Source organism: Paraburkholderia sp. (assembly GCF_035948235.1).
Taxonomy (GTDB): Bacteria; Pseudomonadota; Gammaproteobacteria; order Burkholderiales; family Burkholderiaceae; genus Paraburkholderia.
Map to the genome: position 1 here is coordinate 1 of NZ_DASZJJ010000160.1, position 16,830 is coordinate 16,830.

Below are 16,830 nucleotides of genomic sequence, written 5' to 3' on the forward strand. Positions count from 1 at the left end.
CACGAGAGCGCGCGCCGCCGTTAATTCCGGCATCAGGCCGGAAGCGCGCGCCAATTCTGGCGCACAATCTGCGTTGTTTTCGATGGAAGCCGCCATGTCTGATCTGCTCGACGAATACCCGATGCTCATGTTTGGGCTGGAAGCGCTGATCGCGCTGTTCCTGCTGATTTTCATCGTTGTGTGGACCGCGTCGGGCAGGAAGAAGCGAGCCCCGCACGACCGGCGTGACTAGCAGACCCCAAATGCGGGCAACGGTTCAAAACGGTGAGTGCGAAGTTGAATGCCGCGGGTGAATGCGGCAACGCTTCAGCAAACTTCAATGAAGCGTGCGCGGCATGCGCAGGACGAATTCGGGAACCGGCGCTTCGAAGCGCTCGGCGTCCTCGGCCACGCAAAAATATTCGCCGCGCATGGTGCCCACGGGCGTCGCGATGACGGCCCAACTGGTGTACTCGAACTGTTCGCCGGGTTTGAGCAGCGGCTGATGGCCCACCACACCCAGGCCTTTCACTTCCTGCACGTGCTCTTCGCTGTCGGTGATGACCCAGTGGCGCGCGATCAATTGCGCGCTCACCTGCCCCGTGTTGCGAATCGTCAACGTGTAGGCGAACGCATACTGGCGGCGCTCCGGGTCCGATTCTTCGGGCAGGTAGCGGACCTGCGAGGTCACGCTGAATTCGTACTGACTCATCCTTGTTCCGTGTGCCCGGCCGTGTGGCCGGTTAAACCTGGTTAAGCGGACCGCCCGACATGCGTCGGACATGGAATGGCATTCTGCTTGATGCGCCCGCCCCCCGCAACCCGGCGTAGCCCGCACAGCCGCCACCGGCGCGGCTCCCGAGCCAATCGACCGCAACAAACCGGGCGTGCTCCCGCACCAGCGCGGTGCGAGAGCCTGATCCGGGGCCCGATCGAACCCCTGGCCAAACGGCCAACGTCACCGCAAAACCGCCCACAAGGGCGCAGGCCGTCCTCGCCCTGACGGTAAAATACGGTTTTCCCGTCTGTCTTTCCGATTGCCGCCATGACGCAATTCCGCATCGCTCCCAGCATCCTCTCGGCCGACTTCGCGCGGCTTGGCGAGGAAGTCCGCAACGTCGTCGCCGCCGGCGCCGACTGGATCCACTTCGACGTGATGGACAACCATTACGTGCCGAACCTCACCATCGGCCCGCTCGTGTGCGAGGCGATCCGCCCGCACGTGGACGTGCCCATCGACGTGCATCTGATGGTGCGCCCGGTCGACCGCATCGTGCCCGATTTCGCCAAGGCCGGTGCGAACCTCATCAGCTTCCACCCGGAAGGCTCGGATCACATCGACCGCACGCTGTCGCTGATCCGCGACCACGGCTGCAAGGCCGGTCTGGTGTTCAATCCGGCCACGTCGCTGAACTACCTCGACCACGTGATGGACAAGGTCGATCTGGTGCTCATCATGTCGGTGAACCCAGGCTTCGGCGGCCAGTCCTTCATTCCGGAGGCGCTCAACAAGCTGCGCGAGGCGCGCGCGAAGATCGACGCGTACACCGCGCGCACCGGCCGCGAGATTCATCTCGAAGTCGATGGCGGCGTGAAGATCGACAATATCGCCGAAATCGCCGCGGCCGGCGCGGACACCTTTGTGGCAGGCTCGGCCGTGTTCGGCAAGCCCGACTACAAGGCCGTGATCGACCAGATGCGCGCGCAGCTCGCGACCGTCAAGGGCGCGCAATGAGCGCCACCGTCAAGTTCACGGCGCCGCGCATCGAAGCGGCGCTGATCGACCTCGACGGCACCATGGTCGACACCGCCGACGACTTCGCGGCGGGCCTGAACGGCATGCTCGCGCAGTTCGACGCCGAGGAAACCACGCGCGAAGAGGTGATGGGCTACGTCGGCAAGGGTTCGGAACATTTGATCAAGAGCGTGCTTGCGCCGCGCTTTGCTGAAACCGACGCCCAGTCGCGCTTTGACGAAGCGCTCGCGCTCTACCAGGACGAGTACGCGAAGATCAACGGCCGCCACACGCATCTGTATCCCGATGTGGAGGCCGGGCTTTCTGCGCTGCGCGACCAGGGCATTCGCCTCGCCTGCGTGACCAACAAGCCGCACCGCTTTGCGGTAGAGCTGCTGCAGCAATACGGCCTTGCGCGCTACTTCGAGGTCGTGCTGGGCGGCGACAGCCTGCCGAAGAAGAAGCCCGATCCGCTGCCCATGCTCACGGCGTGCGAGCGCCTGGGCGTAAAGCCGCAGGCGGCGGTGGCGATCGGCGATTCGGAGAACGACGCGCTTGCGGGCCGCGCGGCGGGCATGGCGACGCTCACGGTGCCCTATGGCTACAATCACGGCCAACCTGTACAAAAAATTGAGTCGGATGGTATAGTGGCCACGCTGCTTGAGGCCGCCAAGGCCGTCGCAGCACACAATCTTCTGACCTAAGTTCTGTACTTACCGTCACCTAATCCTCATGTTTCTGAATAAAAAACGGAGTCTGAGCAGCATCGACCGGGGAGCCTGGCCCTGGCGTCGCTGGTCGCGCTAACCTCACTCGAGGTTCGCTGAAGTCGCGCGCAAGCTCCTCTTCAGCTCCGTTTTTTACTTCGCTGCGCATTCGCGCGTGTCTCGAACCTAAACTGTTGCGGTAATCCGTCGGCTGATCTGGCCGTGGGCTTTCGCGAACCCTGCATACCGCATCTGCGCGTGCCGGGGCGCCAGCATCCACGTCCAGCGTTAGCCGCCGATGCACCGCAAGCCCACTCCGGCAAATGCTTTCGCACTTGCGCGGGACGGGCTGCAGGAAAGACACGAGCCACGAGCGATTGCCGCGCAAATCAAGCACTCAAAACAGACGCCATCGCGCACACGCCGCGCCCCTTTTTGAGCCGCACTGGGCCCGCACCCGACGTCGCGAACGGCAGCACGCACAGGATCGGAACATGACCGAACTCGAATTTCAGTCCCTCGCCAACGAGGGTTACAACCGCATCCCGCTGATCGCCGAAGCCCTCGCCGATCTCGAAACGCCGCTTTCGCTGTATCTGAAGCTGGCGCAACCCGAACGCGGCGGCGCCAACTCGTTCCTGCTGGAATCCGTCGTGGGCGGCGAGCGCTTCGGGCGCTACTCGTTCATCGGCCTGCCGGCACGCTCGCTGATCCGCGTGAAGAACGGCGTCTCGGAAGTCGTGCGCGACGGCCAGGTGATCGAGACGCACGACGGCGATCCGCTCGAATTCATCGCTCAATACCAGGCGCGCTTCAAGGTCGCGCAGCGTCCGGGCCTGCCGCGCTTCTGCGGCGGTCTGGCCGGGTACTTCGGCTACGACGCGGTGCGCTATATCGAGAAAAAGCTCGCGAGCACCTGCCCGCCCGACGATCTCGGCCTGCCCGACATCCAGTTGCTGCTCTCCGAAGAAGTCGCGGTGATCGACAATCTCGCGGGCAAGCTCTACCTGATCGTCTACGCCGATCCGCAAACGCCCGAGGCCTACACCAAGGCCAAGCTGCGCCTGCGCGAACTCAAGCAGCGTCTGCGCGCGACGGTACAGCCGCCGGTCACGTCGGCGAGCGTGCGCACCGAGACCTATCGCGAATTCAAGAAGGACGATTACCTCGCCGCCGTGCGCAAGGCGAAGGAATACATCGCCGCGGGCGAGCTGATGCAGGTGCAGGTCGGCCAGCGTCTGACCAAGCCGTATCGCGACAATCCGCTGTCGCTGTACCGCGCGCTGCGTTCGCTGAATCCGTCGCCCTACATGTATTACTACAACTTCGGCGAATTCCACGTGGTGGGCGCGTCGCCGGAGATTCTGGTGCGCCAGGAACAGCGCGGCGAAGATCGTATCGTGACGATCCGTCCGCTCGCGGGCACGCGCCCGCGCGGCAACACGCCCGAGCGCGACGCCGAACTCGCGACCGAGCTGCTCAACGATCCGAAGGAGATCGCCGAGCACGTGATGCTGATCGACCTCGCGCGCAATGACGTGGGCCGCATCGCGGAAATCGGTTCGGTGACGGTGACCGACAAGATGGTCATCGAAAAGTACTCGCACGTTCAGCACATCGTCAGTTCGGTGGAAGGCAAGCTCAAGGCCGGCATGACCAACTACGACGTGCTGCGCGCGACCTTCCCCGCCGGCACGCTTTCGGGCGCGCCCAAGGTGCGCGCGATGGAATTGATCGACGAACTGGAACCCGTGAAGCGCGGTCTTTACGGCGGCGCGGTCGGCTATCTCTCGTTCAACGGCGAGATGGATCTGGCGATCACGATCCGCACGGGCGTCATCCACAACGGCAATCTGTACGTGCAGGCCGCGGCCGGCGTCGTGGCGGATTCGGTGCCCGAGTCGGAATGGCAAGAAACCGAAAACAAGGCGCGCGCTGTGCTGCGCGCCGCCGAGCAGGTCCAAGACGGCCTCGACAGCGACTTCTGATTGAGCGGAGACAAGACCATGTTGCTCATGATCGACAACTACGATTCGTTTACCTACAACATCGTCCAGTACTTCGGCGAGCTTGGCGAAGACGTCCGCACGCACCGTAACGACGAAATCACCATCGACGAGATCAAGGCGCTCAACCCCGAGCGCATCTGCCTCTCGCCTGGACCGAGCAATCCGCAGAACGCAGGCATCACGCTCGACGTGCTGCGCGAATTCGCAGGCAAGACGCCGATCCTGGGCGTGTGTCTGGGCCATCAGGCCATCGGCGAGGCATTTGGCGGGCGCGTCGTGCGCGCAAAAACCATCATGCACGGCAAGGTCAGCCAGATCGAAACCGACTGCAAAGGCGTGTTCGCCGATCTGCCGAAGCACTTCAACATCACGCGCTATCACTCGCTGGCGATCGAGCGCGAATCGCTGCCCGATTGCCTCGAAGTATCCGCGTGGACCGAAGACGGCGAAATCATGGGCGTGCGCCACAAGACGCTGGCCGTGGAAGGCGTGCAGTTCCACCCGGAATCGATTCTGTCTGAACACGGCCATGCCCTGTTCGAGAATTTCCTGAAGCAAACGAAGCGCGCGTGAAGCAGCTTAATCCGGAGGCACGACCATGATTACCCCCCAGGAAGCGCTGCAACGCACGATCGAGCACCGCGAAATCTTCCACGACGAGATGCTGCATCTCATGCGCATGATCATGCGCGGCGAGCTGTCGCCCGTGCTGTCGGCGGCCATCATCACGGGCCTGCGCGTGAAGAAGGAAACCATCGGCGAGATCGCGGCGGCTGCGACCGTGATGCGCGAGTTCGCCAATCACGTCGAGGTGAAGGACAACTCGAACTTCATCGACATCGTCGGCACCGGCGGTGACGGTTCGCATACCTTCAATATCTCCACGGCGTCGATGTTCGTCGTGGCGGCGGCGGGCGCGAAGGTCGCCAAGCACGGCAATCGTGGTGTATCGAGCAAGTCGGGCAGCGCGGACGTGCTCGATGCACTCGGCGTGAACATCGATCTGCAGCCGGATCAGGTGGCCGCCTCGATCGCCGAAACCGGCATGGGCTTCATGTTCGCGCCCAACCATCATCCGGCGATGAAGAACATCGCCGCCGTGCGCCGCGAACTGGGCGTGCGCACGATCTTCAACATCCTCGGCCCGCTCACGAATCCGGCGGGCGCGCCCAACCAGTTGATGGGCGTCTTCCACCCCGACCTCGTCGGCATTCAGGTGCGCGTGATGCAGCGCCTGGGCGCGAAACACGTGCTGGTCGTGTACGGCAAGGACGGCATGGACGAAGTGTCGCTCGGCGCATCCACGCTGGTCGGCGAGCTGAAGGACGGCCAGATCCGCGAGTACGAAATCCATCCCGAGGACTTCGGCCTGCAGATGGTGTCGAACCGCTCGCTCAAGGTCGAGAACGCCGAAGAGTCGAAGGCGATGCTGCTGGGCGCGCTCTCCAACGAAGCGGGCACGGCGCGCGAAATCGTCGCGCTCAATTCGGGCACGGCGCTGTATTCCGCGAACGTCGTCGATTCGATCGGTGACGGCATTGCGCTTGCGCGCGAGACCATCGCCAGCGGCCGCGCGCGCGCCAAAGTCGACGAACTGGTACGCTTCACGCAACAGTTCAAGCGCTAAATCACACGATCAGCCCGCTGATCCAGCACCGTTTTCAGTAGACCACCATGAGCGATATCCTCGAAAAAATCATTGCGGTGAAGCGCGAAGAAGTGCGCGCCGCCGAGCAGAGCGCCCCGCTCGAAGAACTGCGCCTCGCCGCAGGCACGCGCGATCTGCGCGACTTCGTCGGCGCGATCCGCGCGAAGCACGCGAACGGCCAGGCGGCCGTGATCGCCGAAGTGAAAAAGGCCAGCCCGTCGAAGGGCGTGCTGCGCGAAAACTTCGAGCCCGCGCAAATCGCGCGCTCGTATGCCGAAGGCGGCGCAGCGTGCCTGTCCGTGCTCACCGACGTGCAGTTCTTCCAGGGCAGCGTCGCCTATCTGCAAGCCGCGCGTGCCGCGTGCGAGCTGCCGGTGCTGCGCAAGGACTTCATCGTCGATCCGTACCAGATCGTCGAAGCGCGCGCGATGGGCGCCGATGCGATCCTGCTGATCGCCGCCGCCCTCGAACCGTCGCAGATGCGCGACCTCGAGGCGCTTGCGCATTCGCTGGGTCTGGCGGTGCTGGTCGAAGTGCACGACCGCGAGGAACTCACGCACGCGCTCACGTTGAAGACGCCGCTCATTGGCATCAACAATCGCAATCTGCGCACCTTCGAAACCACGCTGCAAACCACCATCGGCATGCTGGACGATGTGCCCGAAGACCGCATCGTGGTGACGGAATCGGGCATTCTTTCGCGCGCCGATGTCGAGAAGATGCGCGAACTGGCCGTGCATACGTTCCTGGTCGGCGAGGCGTTCATGCGCGCCGATGAGCCGGGCGCGGAACTCGCGCGCATGTTCTTCTAAGTTTCACGGACGCACGAAGTCATGGGTATCGAACGCGAAATCAAGCTCGCGCTGCCGCAGGATCAGGTCGACGCCGCGCTGCGCTTTTTCGAAGCGCGCGCGGGCGTTGCAGGTCACGCGATCCGGCTGGAGAACATCTACTTCGACACGCCGGAGCTTGCGCTCGCGCGGGCGAAAAGCGCGTTGCGTCTGCGCCGCGCGCCGCAAGGCTGGCTGCAGACGTTCAAGACCGTGGGCGTCGCGCAGAACGGTCTGCACGCGCGCCACGAGTGGGAAATGCCAGTGGCGGGCGAAGCGCTGGAAGTCGACAAACTGCTGCACGAGTGCGATGAAGCGGGCGTTTCGACGGCGCTTTCAGCGGCCGCCGCGAATCTCATTCCGCTCTTTCGCACCGACTTCACGCGCACGCTCTGGACGCTGACGCATGAGGGCACGCAGATCGAAGCTGCCGTCGATCAAGGTGAAGTTACGGCGGACGTGAACGGTCAAACGCGCCGCGCGCCGATCTGCGAAATCGAGCTGGAACTAAAAGACGGCGATGAAGCCGCGCTGCACTCGCTCGCCGCCGAACTCGCGAAAGTCCTGCCGGGTCTCGCGCCCGACGACATCAGCAAGGCGCAGCGCGGCTACAAACTGCGCGAAGGCTGAAGCGACCTAGCTTACCTGGACCTTGCGCATGATTGACAGCAGATGCGGGCCGCGCCACTGCTGCTCAATGACCTCGAATGCGCCGGTAAAGCCATACATTGCCGCCCAGCGGTTTTTATCGTCGAAGTAAAGCGGGAATGTTTCTTCCGTGATGATGTTCACATGCGTGGGATCGCGAAACGCCGGCGCATGCGGATAAGCCGGCGTCAGCGCGAGAAACTGCCCGCCGACTTTCAGAACGCGCCAGATCTCGTTCATCAGTTCGACAAAACAGTTACGACGATGCGGCACATAGAGCAGCCGTGGAACGTGCTCGATAAAATCGAAAGCCGTCACGAAATCGAACATCCCGGATTCGAATGGAATCGGCTCGATCACGAGGTCGGCGGAGACAATATTTGGCCCCAGATTGCGAACGTCGACGCCGTACAGCTCGTTCGCATTAAACGGATTTTTCGGATTCGGACCGCAACCTAGATCGAGTGTTCGGGTGTTGCTCACGGTATCGCTCACTTAAGCCTCTGTCGATGTCAACCAGTCAGCGCGACACTATAGGGCGCGTCCGACGAACCCCATCCCAATAAAGACCGGCCTGAATCGCCGATGCCACCGTTACCCGCACACCGAAAGACCCCACGTCGCGCCCGCCGCATTGAACCGCCGCGCGTTTGCTGCGACACTTCCCGCCCATGACATCCACGAAACGCACGCGCGCCGCGACGCCGGTGCAAATCTCGCTCTTTGACGACGCTTTGCCCGATGCCGCGCAGGCCACTTTGGACGAACCGTCCATCCCTGAAGTCGATCCGCGCCAGATCACGATTTTTTCGCTTTTCGGGGATGACGAGTTTCCGCTGCCAGCTTCCATAAGCGCTGCAGCGGCCGCAATGACCCAGGACGCTCCCGCCCAAACCATGACCCAGACCGCCGCGCCAGCGCGCCTCGAAGACCAGTTCGCCGCCCTCCCCAGCGCGTGGCGCGACCTGCTCGATCCGTTCATCGCGAGCGACGCTTTCGCGCCGCTGTGCCAGTTCGTCGATGCCGAACGCGCCGCCGGCAAGACCGTCTATCCCGCCGATGTGTTCCGCGCGCTGCGCCTGACCTCGCCCGACGACGTCAAAGTGGTGATCCTCGGCCAAGACCCGTATCACGGCGAAGATCGCGGCACGCCGCAGGCGCATGGCCTGGCGTTTTCGGTGCCGCCGGGCGTGCGCCCGCCGCCGTCACTGCGCAATATGTTCAAGGAAATCGCCGCGAGCCTCGGTATCGACGCGCCCGCGCACGGTTGCCTCGACGCCTGGGCGCGTCAGGGCGTGCTGCTGCTCAACACCGTGCTGACGGTCGAGCGCGCAAACGCCGCGAGCCACGCCAAACGCGGCTGGGAGCGCTGCACCGACACGCTGATCCACGAACTCGCGACGCGCCACCAGCATCTCGTGTTCATGCTCTGGGGCGCGCACGCGCAAAACAAACGCGCGCTGCTCGGCAACGGCGAGCACGCTGTGCTGGAAGCGCCGCATCCGTCGCCGCTGTCGGCGCATCGCGGCTTTCTCGGCTGCGGGCATTTCGTGCAGGCGAACGAATACCTTCAGGCGCATGGCCGCCAGCCGATCGACTGGCGTCTGCCGGAGGTCGGCGAAGTGCTCGCCTGATTTCACGCTACGCTTCGCGCGGGCAATAAAAAACGCCACGAATTCGCTTTCGTGGCGTTTTTACTTTGCGGCTCAGCGAGCCGCTCGCGCAGAAACTTAAGCTGCTGCGATCGCTTCGCGGGCGCTTGCAAGCGCTGCGCTGGCTGCGTCCGGGCCCATGTTCAGGCCTTCGGCGTAGATGAAGCTCACGTCGGTCATGCCGAGGAAGCCGAGGAACGACTTCAGGTACGGCGTCTGGCTGTCGTGCGCCGTGCCTTGATACTTGCCGCCGCGTGCCGAGACCACGAACACCTTCTTGCCCTTCACCAGACCTTCGGGGCCGTTTGCCGTGTACTGGAACGTGATGCCTGCGCGGGCGATCCAGTCGAAGTACGTCTTCAGTTGCGACGAGATGCCGAAGTTGTACAGCGGTGCGCCGATCACGACGATGTCAGCGGCTTGCAGTTCGGCGATCAGGGCTTCGCTGCGTGCGGCGATGGCCTGCTGTTCCGGCGTGCGCTGCTCGGCCGGCGTGAAGAACGCGCCGAGGACGCTGTCGTCCAGGTGCGGCAGCGGATCGGCTTGCAGGTTGCGCGTGACGACTTGCGCGCCCGGATTCGATTGTTGCAGCTTGGCCGTCAATTCGCTGACGAGCAGCGTCGACTGGGCGCCTTGCGAGCGGGCGGCGGAATTGATTTGCAGGATCGTGGTCATGGTCACTCCTTCGGGGTCTGTTTGCGCAACGTTGCGCGAGTGAAGCCATTGTGTTTTTTTGCTGCGCCCTGAAAAAGTAGCCCGCCGATGACGGATTGTTGCAACGGTAGAACAATCGCAGAATAAAAAAGCGGCGGGGCCGGATCGACCTCGCCGCTTTGTACGCTTCCCGGCGCGTTCAGCCGCGCCGCAACTTCACGCTCAAGCCGCCAGCCAGCGATCGCGCAGCGTACGCGACGCGGGGCGTTTGTCGGTGACGCTCAGCTTGTAGCGCGCGATATCCGGCGCGTCGAGCGTCAGGCGCGCGACGCGCAGCTCGTCGCGGCGGAACGCGTGGATATCTACCTTCGCGCCCGGCTGATAGCGCGACAGCAGCGTGTCGAGATTGCCGCCCGTCACGCGCAGGCCGTCGAGCGCGATCAGCACGTCGCCCGCCGACAGCCCGGCCTTCTGCGCCGCGCCGCCTTCGTACACCACGGCCAGCGCCGCTTCCGCACCACCGCGCAGACGCGCGCCCAGCGAGGGCTTCGCGCCCCGCTCCGGCTCGCCCTCGAGCTTCACGCCGAACGGCTCGAACAGCGTCGCCAGCGGCAGATCGCGCGTGCCGCGCACGGCGTCGGCGAACAGCGCGCCCAGTTCCACGCCGGTCGCCTCGGTAATCAGCGCTTCGACGTCGTCCTCGCCCACGCCCACCGGCTTGCCGCGATAGAAGTCGCGGCCGTAGCGCTGCCACAGCAGACGCATCACATCGTCGAGCGACTTGCGCCCGCTGGTTTCCGTGCGAATCGCCAGATCGAAGGCCAGCGCGACCAGCGAGCCCTTGGTGTAATAGCTGACGATGGCGTTGGCCGCGTTCTCGTCCTGACGGTAGTACTTGACCCACGCGTCGAACGAGCTTTCGGCCACGCTCTGCTTCAGACGCCCCGCGCCGCGCAGCACGCCGCCAACGGTCTTGCCGACGAGTCCAAAGTAGTCATCGACGGAAATCAGGCCGCTGCGCACCAGCATCAGATCGTCGTAATAGGACGTGAAGCCTTCGAACAGCCACAGCAGCGAGGTGTAGTCCTCGGTCGCGAGATCGTACGGCACGAAGGCGGCGGGCTTGATGCGCTTGACGTTCCAGGTGTGGAAGTATTCGTGGCTGCACAGGCCCAGATAGGTGCGATAACCGTCCGTCATCTCAGCCTTGCCCTTTACGGGCAGATCGGTGCGGTTGCAGATGAGCGCGGTCGAGGCGCGGTGTTCCAGGCCGCCATAGCCGTCGCTCACGGCCTGCGTCATGAACACGTAGCGCTCCATCGGCGCGCGCTTCGTGCGCGGCTCGAACAGCGCGATCTGCGCTTCGCAGATCTTCTGCAGATCCTTCGAAAGACGTTCGGTATCGAGCGCCACCACGCGGCCCGCGATCACAATGTCGTGCGGCACGCCATGCGCCTTAAAGCTCGCGAGCGTGAATTCGCCGAGCGTCACAGGATGATCGATCAGCTCGTCGTAGTTCGCCGCCGCGTAGTCGCCAAAGCCATAACGCTTGGTGCCGCGCGCCTCCGGCAACGCGGTGGCCACGCGCCAGTGGCGGAACGCGTGCCCGTCGGGACGCTGGATATCGACGATATGCTGCGCGTCCTCATGGCCGTGCGCGGAGAGAAACACGCTCGTGCCGTTGAAGAAACCGCCCGTGTCGTCCAGATGCGCCGCGCGCACCGACATATCCCACGCGTAGACCTCGTAGCGCAGCGTGAGCGCGCCCTTGACCGGCGCGGCCTGCCACGAGTGCTTGTCGGTCTTGCTGATACGCACCTTGCGGCCCGCTTCGTTGGTGGCGCGCAGCGTGACGATGTTGCGCGCGAACTCGCGCACCATGTAGCTGCCCGGAATCCACACAGGCAGCATGAAACGCTGACCGTCCGGCGCGGGGTCCTCGACGGTGAGCGTCACCTCGAACAGATGCGCGGCGGGGTTCTTCGGGACGATGGTGTATCGGATCGGCTTCATTGGCGCAATGGTGTGGAAATTCGCGGTGGCGATTCGGTAAGCGTCAGATCCTGCGCTCGCGGGGCGCGGCGCTCGTGGCGCACGCCTCGCGAATCGTAAGGAGACAAAAATCCAGTGGATAAAAAAGCACCGGCCGCGAAAGCGGCCGGCGGATTCGGGCGAGGCGTCAGTGCGCGGCGCTCAGCTCGCTTTCGAGCCGGTCGGCGCTGACCGCGCCCGGCAGGCGGCGGCCATCGGCCAGAATCACGGTGGGCGTGCCGGTCACGTTCATCTTCGCGCCCAGCTTCAGGTTACTGTCGATCGCGGCGGTGTTGCAGCTGCCCGACGCCGTCGGCGCCTTACGATCGACCATCCACGATTCCCACGCCTTCGCGCGGTCCGTCGAGCACCAGATCGACTTGGCCTTGGCCGTCGAATCGTCCGAGAGCACCGGGTACAGGAAGGTGTAGACCGTCACGTTGTCGATCGACTTGAGCGTGGTCTCGAGCTGATGGCAGTACGGGCAGTTCGGGTCGGAGAACACCGCGATCGTGCGCTTGCCGTTGCCCTTCACCACCTTCACGGCGTTCTCGAACGGCAGCTTGGCGAAGTCGATCTTGTTGAGTTCGGCCAGGCGCGCTTCGGTCAGATTGCGGTGCGCCTTGGTATCGACCAGATCGCCGGTGAGCACGTAGTCGCCGTTGACATCGCTATAAATGATCTGCGTGCCGAGGTTCACTTCGTACAGACCGGCGATGGGCGCCTTCTGGATGCCCTTGATATCGCCGGCGTCGACGCCCAGACGCTGCTGCAGCGCAGCCTTGATCTTGTCGGTGGTCTGATCGGCCTGTGCCGAGCAGCCGAGCACCGAGGCGGCCACCGCGACAACGAGCGCGGCAATGCGGATACGCTTTTGCATGGAATGCTTTCCTGATTCGGGAGCGCGGCGCGCGATGGGCGACGCGTTCCAGGTGAAATTCGGGCGCGGTGCGGATCGAAGCGGTTTTAACCTGTGGCCGACACTGCCTGATACGCCATTCTAAGCCGCCTGGGGCATGCAGCAACGCAAATGCCCAACGAGCGGCGTGGCTTAGCCAAGCGCCGCCGCAACCAGCCAGCGCTTGACGAGCGGCTGCGCGCCAACAAAGGCCATGCCCGTGTTGCGCACTGCGCGCGCGATCGTGCCCGGCACAGCGAACAAACGTTGCAGACCGTCCGTGGCGACCACGAGTTTCTGGATATCTTCGCGGCGGCTGCGTTCGTAGCGGCGCAGCAGCACGGTGTCGCCCAGATCGCGGAACGCTTCTTTCTGCGCGATCACGTCGACGAGCGCGGCCACGTCGCGCAGGCCCAGATTGACGCCCTGCCCCGCCAGCGGATGGATCAGATGCGCAGCGTCGCCCACCAGCGCCACGCGCGGCGCGATCAGCCGGTCGACCGTTTGCAACGAAAGCGGGAAACCGCGCGCGGGCGTCACGCATTCGAGCGCGCCGTGCAGGTTTTGGGTGGCGCGCTCGACTTCGGCGGCGAGTTGCTCGGGTTCGAGCTTGAGGAGCGCTTCGGCGTGTTCCGTCTGCGCCGACCATACCAGCGACACATGCTGATCGGGCAGCGGCAGCAGCGCGATAATCTCGCCGTCCTTGAACCACTGGTAGGCGCATTCGCCGTGCGGCTTCTGCGCGCGGAAATTGGCGACCACGCCCGTTTGCCGGTAATCGCGGCGCTCGACCTTCGAGCCGATCTGCGCCCGCACCCACGAATGCGCGCCATCGGCGCCGACGGCCAGATCGGCCTGGATCGTGCGGCCGTTGGCGAGGCCGATCACGGCGGCGCCGGGCTGGATGTCGAGCGTCTGCGCGCGCGAATCGATCCAGGTGAGATTGGGCTGGAAATGCAGCGCCGAATCGAGCGCGCGCTCGACCAGCGACGATTCCGCGATCCACGCCAGATGCGAGACCGACGCCTGATACGCGGAAAAGTGCAATTCCGCGGCGGCGTCGCCGAACACGCGCATGTCGTAGACGGGCGTGAGGCGCGTAGCGTCGACGGCCTGCCAGACCCGCAGCCGCTCGAACAGCGCCTGGGAGCTGCGCGAGAAGGCGTAGACGCGCGCGTCGAACACGGCGCCGTGCGGCAGCGGCGCGCAAGGTTGCGCGAGCAGTGCCACGCGCAGGCCGTTCTGGGTCAGCGCCAGCGCCGCCGACTTGCCGACGAGGCCGCCGCCAATCACGGCGACATCAAAGGTCTGGTTGCTTGCAGTCATCCGCGCATTATAGCCGTGGGGCCTTGTCTGACAGGGCCGGATGGGCAGCCCGGACGGCGGGCGCTTGCGCTATGGCAAGCGAGCGCGGTGGCTTGCCGCAGGCGCCGCGCGCGGGTGCGCACGGGCTGGTGAGATCACGCCTGGGATCGCACCCTTTTCGCCACGTGCCCGTCGAGCCACACCGCTCACCAAAGCCACGCGCGGACAAGGTTACAATTACGGTTTTCGTGACTTCGCGTCACGCCCCTGACGTGCATTTTCGTGCCATCCGGGCTGCCCGCCAGCGCTCCCGCGCCAGCCGGTCCGGCCCCGCAGCTCACGCCCGACTCCGGCGAGCCGCACGTCGCCACCCTGACATGCAGAGAATTTCATGAGCCTCCAATGCGGCATCGTCGGCTTGCCTAACGTCGGCAAGTCCACCCTCTTCAACGCGCTGACCAAGGCAGGCATCGCCGCCGAGAACTATCCGTTCTGCACGATCGAGCCGAACGTCGGTGTGGTCGAAGTGCCGGATCCGCGCCTGACGGCGCTCTCGGACATCGTCAAGCCCGAGCGCGTGGTGCCGGCCGTGGTCGAATTCGTCGACATCGCAGGTCTGGTCGCGGGCGCGAGCAAGGGTGAAGGTCTGGGCAACCAGTTCCTCGCCAACATCCGCGAAACCGACGCGATCACGCACGTCGTGCGCTGCTTCGAGGACGAAAACGTGATTCACGTCGCGGGCAAGGTCGATCCGATCTCCGACATCGAAGTCATCAACACCGAACTCGCACTGGCCGATCTGGGCACCGTCGAAAAGGCGCTCACGCGCTACTCGAAGGCCGCCAAGTCGGGCAACGACAAGGAAGCCGGCAAACTCGTGGCCGTGTTGGAAAAGGTGCGCACGCAGCTCGACCAGGCTAAGCCCGTGCGCGCGCTCGACCTCAACGAAGACGAACAGGCGCTGCTCAAGCCGTTCTGCCTGATCACCGCGAAGAAGACGATGTACGTCGCGAACGTGAAGGAAGACGGTTTCGAGAACAACCCGCACCTCGACGCCGTGCGCAAGCACGCCGACGCCGAAGGCGCACCGGTGGTGGCCGTGTGCGCAGCGATCGAAGCGGAAATCGCCGATCTCGACGACGAAGACAAGATCGCCTTCCTCTCCGACATGGGCATGGAAGAGCCGGGCCTCGACCGCGTGATCCGCGCGGGCTTCAAGCTGCTCGGCCTGCAGACGTACTTCACGGCAGGCGTGAAGGAAGTACGCGCGTGGACGATCCATATCGGCGATACGGCCCCGCAGGCGGCCGGCGCGATCCACACGGACTTCGAGCGCGGCTTCATCCGTGCACAGACCATCGCGTTCGACGACTACGTCCAGTACAAGGGCGAAGCGGGCGCGAAGGAAGCCGGCAAGATGCGCGCCGAAGGCAAGGAATACATCGTGCACGACGGCGATGTGATGAACTTCCTGTTCAACGTCTAAGACGTCAGGCAGCGCTTCGCGCATGGTAAAAGCCCGCTTTCGAGCGGGCTTTTTTACGTCAGCGCCGCCTGGCAGCATCAGAACAACGATACGAGAGACCAAAAACAATGAGAGGCCACACACCGTTTTTACGCACCTCACGCATGATCGGCGCCGCGCTGCTCGCGCTTGGCCTGATCGCGCCGGCATCGGCCTTCGCCTTCCAGCCATCGCCCGGCGCCTACACCACGCCCGACGAATCCGATCTCGACAACCACAACGGCTACGTGAACCGCGACGGTCAATCTGTCCACTCACCCGCGCATTCGCGCTCGGGCCGCGCGCCCGAAGGTGCAAGCGCCCAATGCCGCGACGGCACCTACAGTTTCAGCCGCCATCACAGTGGCACCTGCTCGCGCCACGGCGGCGTGGCGCAGTGGCTTTGAGGCTTCCGATGCGCCCCGCCAGCCACGCGTTATTCCCGCACCGCGCGCGCCCCGTACAATAGCGGTTTGCGCATCCCGCGCGATGGCCCGATTGCACGCCGTCGCGCAGATTGAACGCGGCCAGCGCCGCGTCCCGCCCCTTTTTCTCCGTTTCCAAAGACACTCTCATGGCCCAATACGTCTTCACCATGAACCGGGTCGGCAAGATCGTGCCGCCCAAGCGCCAGATCCTGAAGGACATCTCGCTGTCGTTCTTCCCGGGCGCGAAGATCGGTCTGCTCGGCCTGAACGGTTCAGGCAAGTCCACGCTCATCAAGATCATGGCCGGCGTCGACAAGGACATCGAAGGCGAAGCCACGCCGATGCCCAACCTGAACATCGGCTATCTGCCGCAGGAACCGCAGCTCGATCCCGAAAAGACCGTGCGCGAAGCGGTCGAAGAAGGTCTGGGCGACGTGTTCGGCGCACAGAAGAAGCTCGACGAGATCTACGCCGCCTACGCGGAACCGGACGCCGACTTCGACGCCCTCGCCGCCGAACAGGCCAAGTACGAAGCAATCCTCGCCACGACCGACGGCAGCGCCGAACAGCAGATCGAAATCGCCGCAGATGCACTGCGTCTGCCGGCATGGGACGCCAAGATCGGCAATCTGTCGGGCGGTGAAAAGCGCCGCGTCGCGCTGTGCAAACTGCTGCTTGAAAAGCCGGACATGCTGCTGCTCGACGAACCGACCAATCACCTGGACGCCGAATCGGTCGACTGGCTCGAGCAGTTCCTGACGCGCTTCCCGGGCACGGTCGTCGCCGTCACCCACGATCGCTA

The 16,830-nt window shown here is 64.3% G+C and carries 18 protein-coding genes; 12 read left to right on the plus strand and 6 right to left on the minus strand.

The features are described from left to right. Positions 1–94: 94 nt before the first annotated feature. Positions 95–232, plus strand: coding sequence for a hypothetical protein (locus VG320_RS31180; protein ID WP_183728616.1), 138 nt, complete (start codon positions 95–97; stop codon positions 230–232). An 84-nt stretch (positions 233–316) separates the two neighbouring features. On the opposite strand, the gene apaG is transcribed toward VG320_RS31180, so the two are convergent. Further along, a complete protein-coding gene (gene apaG, locus VG320_RS14160) occupies positions 317–691 on the minus strand; it encodes a Co2+/Mg2+ efflux protein ApaG (RefSeq protein ID WP_327200730.1) in 375 nt (124 codons plus the stop codon). Between the two features lie 333 nt (positions 692–1,024). Here apaG and rpe point away from each other — a divergent pair, with 333 nt between their 5' ends. The 7 genes from rpe (at position 1,025) to VG320_RS14195 (ending at position 7,538) form a co-directional block, all read left to right on the plus strand. After that, positions 1,025–1,714 (plus strand): ribulose-phosphate 3-epimerase, encoded by a 690-nt coding sequence (gene rpe, locus VG320_RS14165; RefSeq protein ID WP_103707788.1) that lies wholly within the window; start codon positions 1,025–1,027, stop codon positions 1,712–1,714. Next, positions 1,711–2,418 carry a phosphoglycolate phosphatase gene (locus tag VG320_RS14170; protein WP_327200731.1) on the plus strand — a complete coding sequence of 236 codons (708 nt, stop codon included), beginning with the start codon at positions 1,711–1,713 and terminating at the stop codon, positions 2,416–2,418. The genes rpe and VG320_RS14170 overlap by 4 nt, the downstream gene beginning before the upstream one ends. Positions 2,419–2,915: 497 nt before the next feature. Beyond that, positions 2,916–4,409, plus strand: a complete 1,494-nt coding sequence (gene trpE, locus VG320_RS14175) for an anthranilate synthase component I (protein WP_327200732.1) — start codon at positions 2,916–2,918, stop codon at positions 4,407–4,409. A gap of 18 nt (positions 4,410–4,427) precedes the next feature. After that, positions 4,428–5,003 carry an anthranilate synthase component II gene (locus VG320_RS14180; protein ID WP_027819241.1) on the plus strand — a complete coding sequence of 192 codons (576 nt, stop codon included), beginning with the start codon at positions 4,428–4,430 and terminating at the stop codon, positions 5,001–5,003. A gap of 25 nt (positions 5,004–5,028) precedes the next feature. Continuing rightward, the gene (trpD, locus tag VG320_RS14185) at positions 5,029–6,057 is read left to right on the plus strand and encodes an anthranilate phosphoribosyltransferase (RefSeq protein WP_327200733.1); all 1,029 of its coding nucleotides are present in this window, start codon (positions 5,029–5,031) and stop codon (positions 6,055–6,057) included. A gap of 47 nt (positions 6,058–6,104) precedes the next feature. Further along, positions 6,105–6,890: an indole-3-glycerol phosphate synthase TrpC gene (trpC, locus tag VG320_RS14190; RefSeq protein ID WP_327200734.1), complete on the plus strand. Its 786-nt coding sequence runs from the start codon at positions 6,105–6,107 to the stop codon at positions 6,888–6,890. Between the two features lie 21 nt (positions 6,891–6,911). Beyond that, positions 6,912–7,538: a CYTH domain-containing protein gene (locus VG320_RS14195; RefSeq protein WP_327200735.1), complete on the plus strand. Its 627-nt coding sequence runs from the start codon at positions 6,912–6,914 to the stop codon at positions 7,536–7,538. A 6-nt stretch (positions 7,539–7,544) separates the two neighbouring features. Here the strand turns inward: VG320_RS14195 and VG320_RS14200 are convergent, their stop codons facing one another. Beyond that, on the minus strand, positions 7,545–8,051 hold the full coding sequence (locus VG320_RS14200) for a methyltransferase domain-containing protein (RefSeq protein WP_327200736.1): 507 nt from the start codon (positions 8,049–8,051) through the stop codon (positions 7,545–7,547). Positions 8,052–8,227: 176 nt separating this feature from the next. Between VG320_RS14200 and VG320_RS14205 the strand changes: the two genes are divergently transcribed. Beyond that, positions 8,228–9,190, plus strand: coding sequence for a uracil-DNA glycosylase (locus VG320_RS14205; protein ID WP_327200737.1), 963 nt, complete (start codon positions 8,228–8,230; stop codon positions 9,188–9,190). Between the two features lie 96 nt (positions 9,191–9,286). On the opposite strand, the gene VG320_RS14210 is transcribed toward VG320_RS14205, so the two are convergent. The 4 genes from VG320_RS14210 to VG320_RS14225 form a co-directional block, all read right to left on the minus strand. Continuing rightward, a complete protein-coding gene (locus tag VG320_RS14210) occupies positions 9,287–9,883 on the minus strand; it encodes an FMN-dependent NADH-azoreductase (RefSeq protein ID WP_327200738.1) in 597 nt (198 codons plus the stop codon). Between the two features lie 201 nt (positions 9,884–10,084). Then, entirely contained in the window at positions 10,085–11,875 is a 1,791-nt protein-coding gene (locus VG320_RS14215; protein ID WP_327200739.1) for a PDZ domain-containing protein, read from the minus strand. Positions 11,876–12,041: 166 nt separating this feature from the next. After that, positions 12,042–12,773 (minus strand): DsbC family protein, encoded by a 732-nt coding sequence (locus VG320_RS14220; RefSeq protein ID WP_327200740.1) that lies wholly within the window; start codon positions 12,771–12,773, stop codon positions 12,042–12,044. Between the two features lie 171 nt (positions 12,774–12,944). Beyond that, positions 12,945–14,117, minus strand: a complete 1,173-nt coding sequence (locus VG320_RS14225; protein ID WP_327200741.1) for a UbiH/UbiF family hydroxylase — start codon at positions 14,115–14,117, stop codon at positions 12,945–12,947. A 370-nt stretch (positions 14,118–14,487) separates the two neighbouring features. On the opposite strand from VG320_RS14225, the gene ychF reads away from it, so the two are divergent. The 3 genes from ychF to VG320_RS14240 form a co-directional block, all read left to right on the plus strand. Beyond that, the gene (gene ychF, locus VG320_RS14230; protein WP_327200742.1) at positions 14,488–15,582 is read left to right on the plus strand and encodes a redox-regulated ATPase YchF; all 1,095 of its coding nucleotides are present in this window, start codon (positions 14,488–14,490) and stop codon (positions 15,580–15,582) included. Between the two features lie 143 nt (positions 15,583–15,725). After that, positions 15,726–16,007, plus strand: coding sequence for a DUF3761 domain-containing protein (locus VG320_RS14235; RefSeq protein ID WP_414696038.1), 282 nt, complete (start codon positions 15,726–15,728; stop codon positions 16,005–16,007). A gap of 167 nt (positions 16,008–16,174) precedes the next feature. Then, positions 16,175–16,830: ATP-binding cassette domain-containing protein (locus VG320_RS14240; RefSeq protein ID WP_327200744.1), on the plus strand; the 656-nt coding region annotated here is incomplete at its 3' end.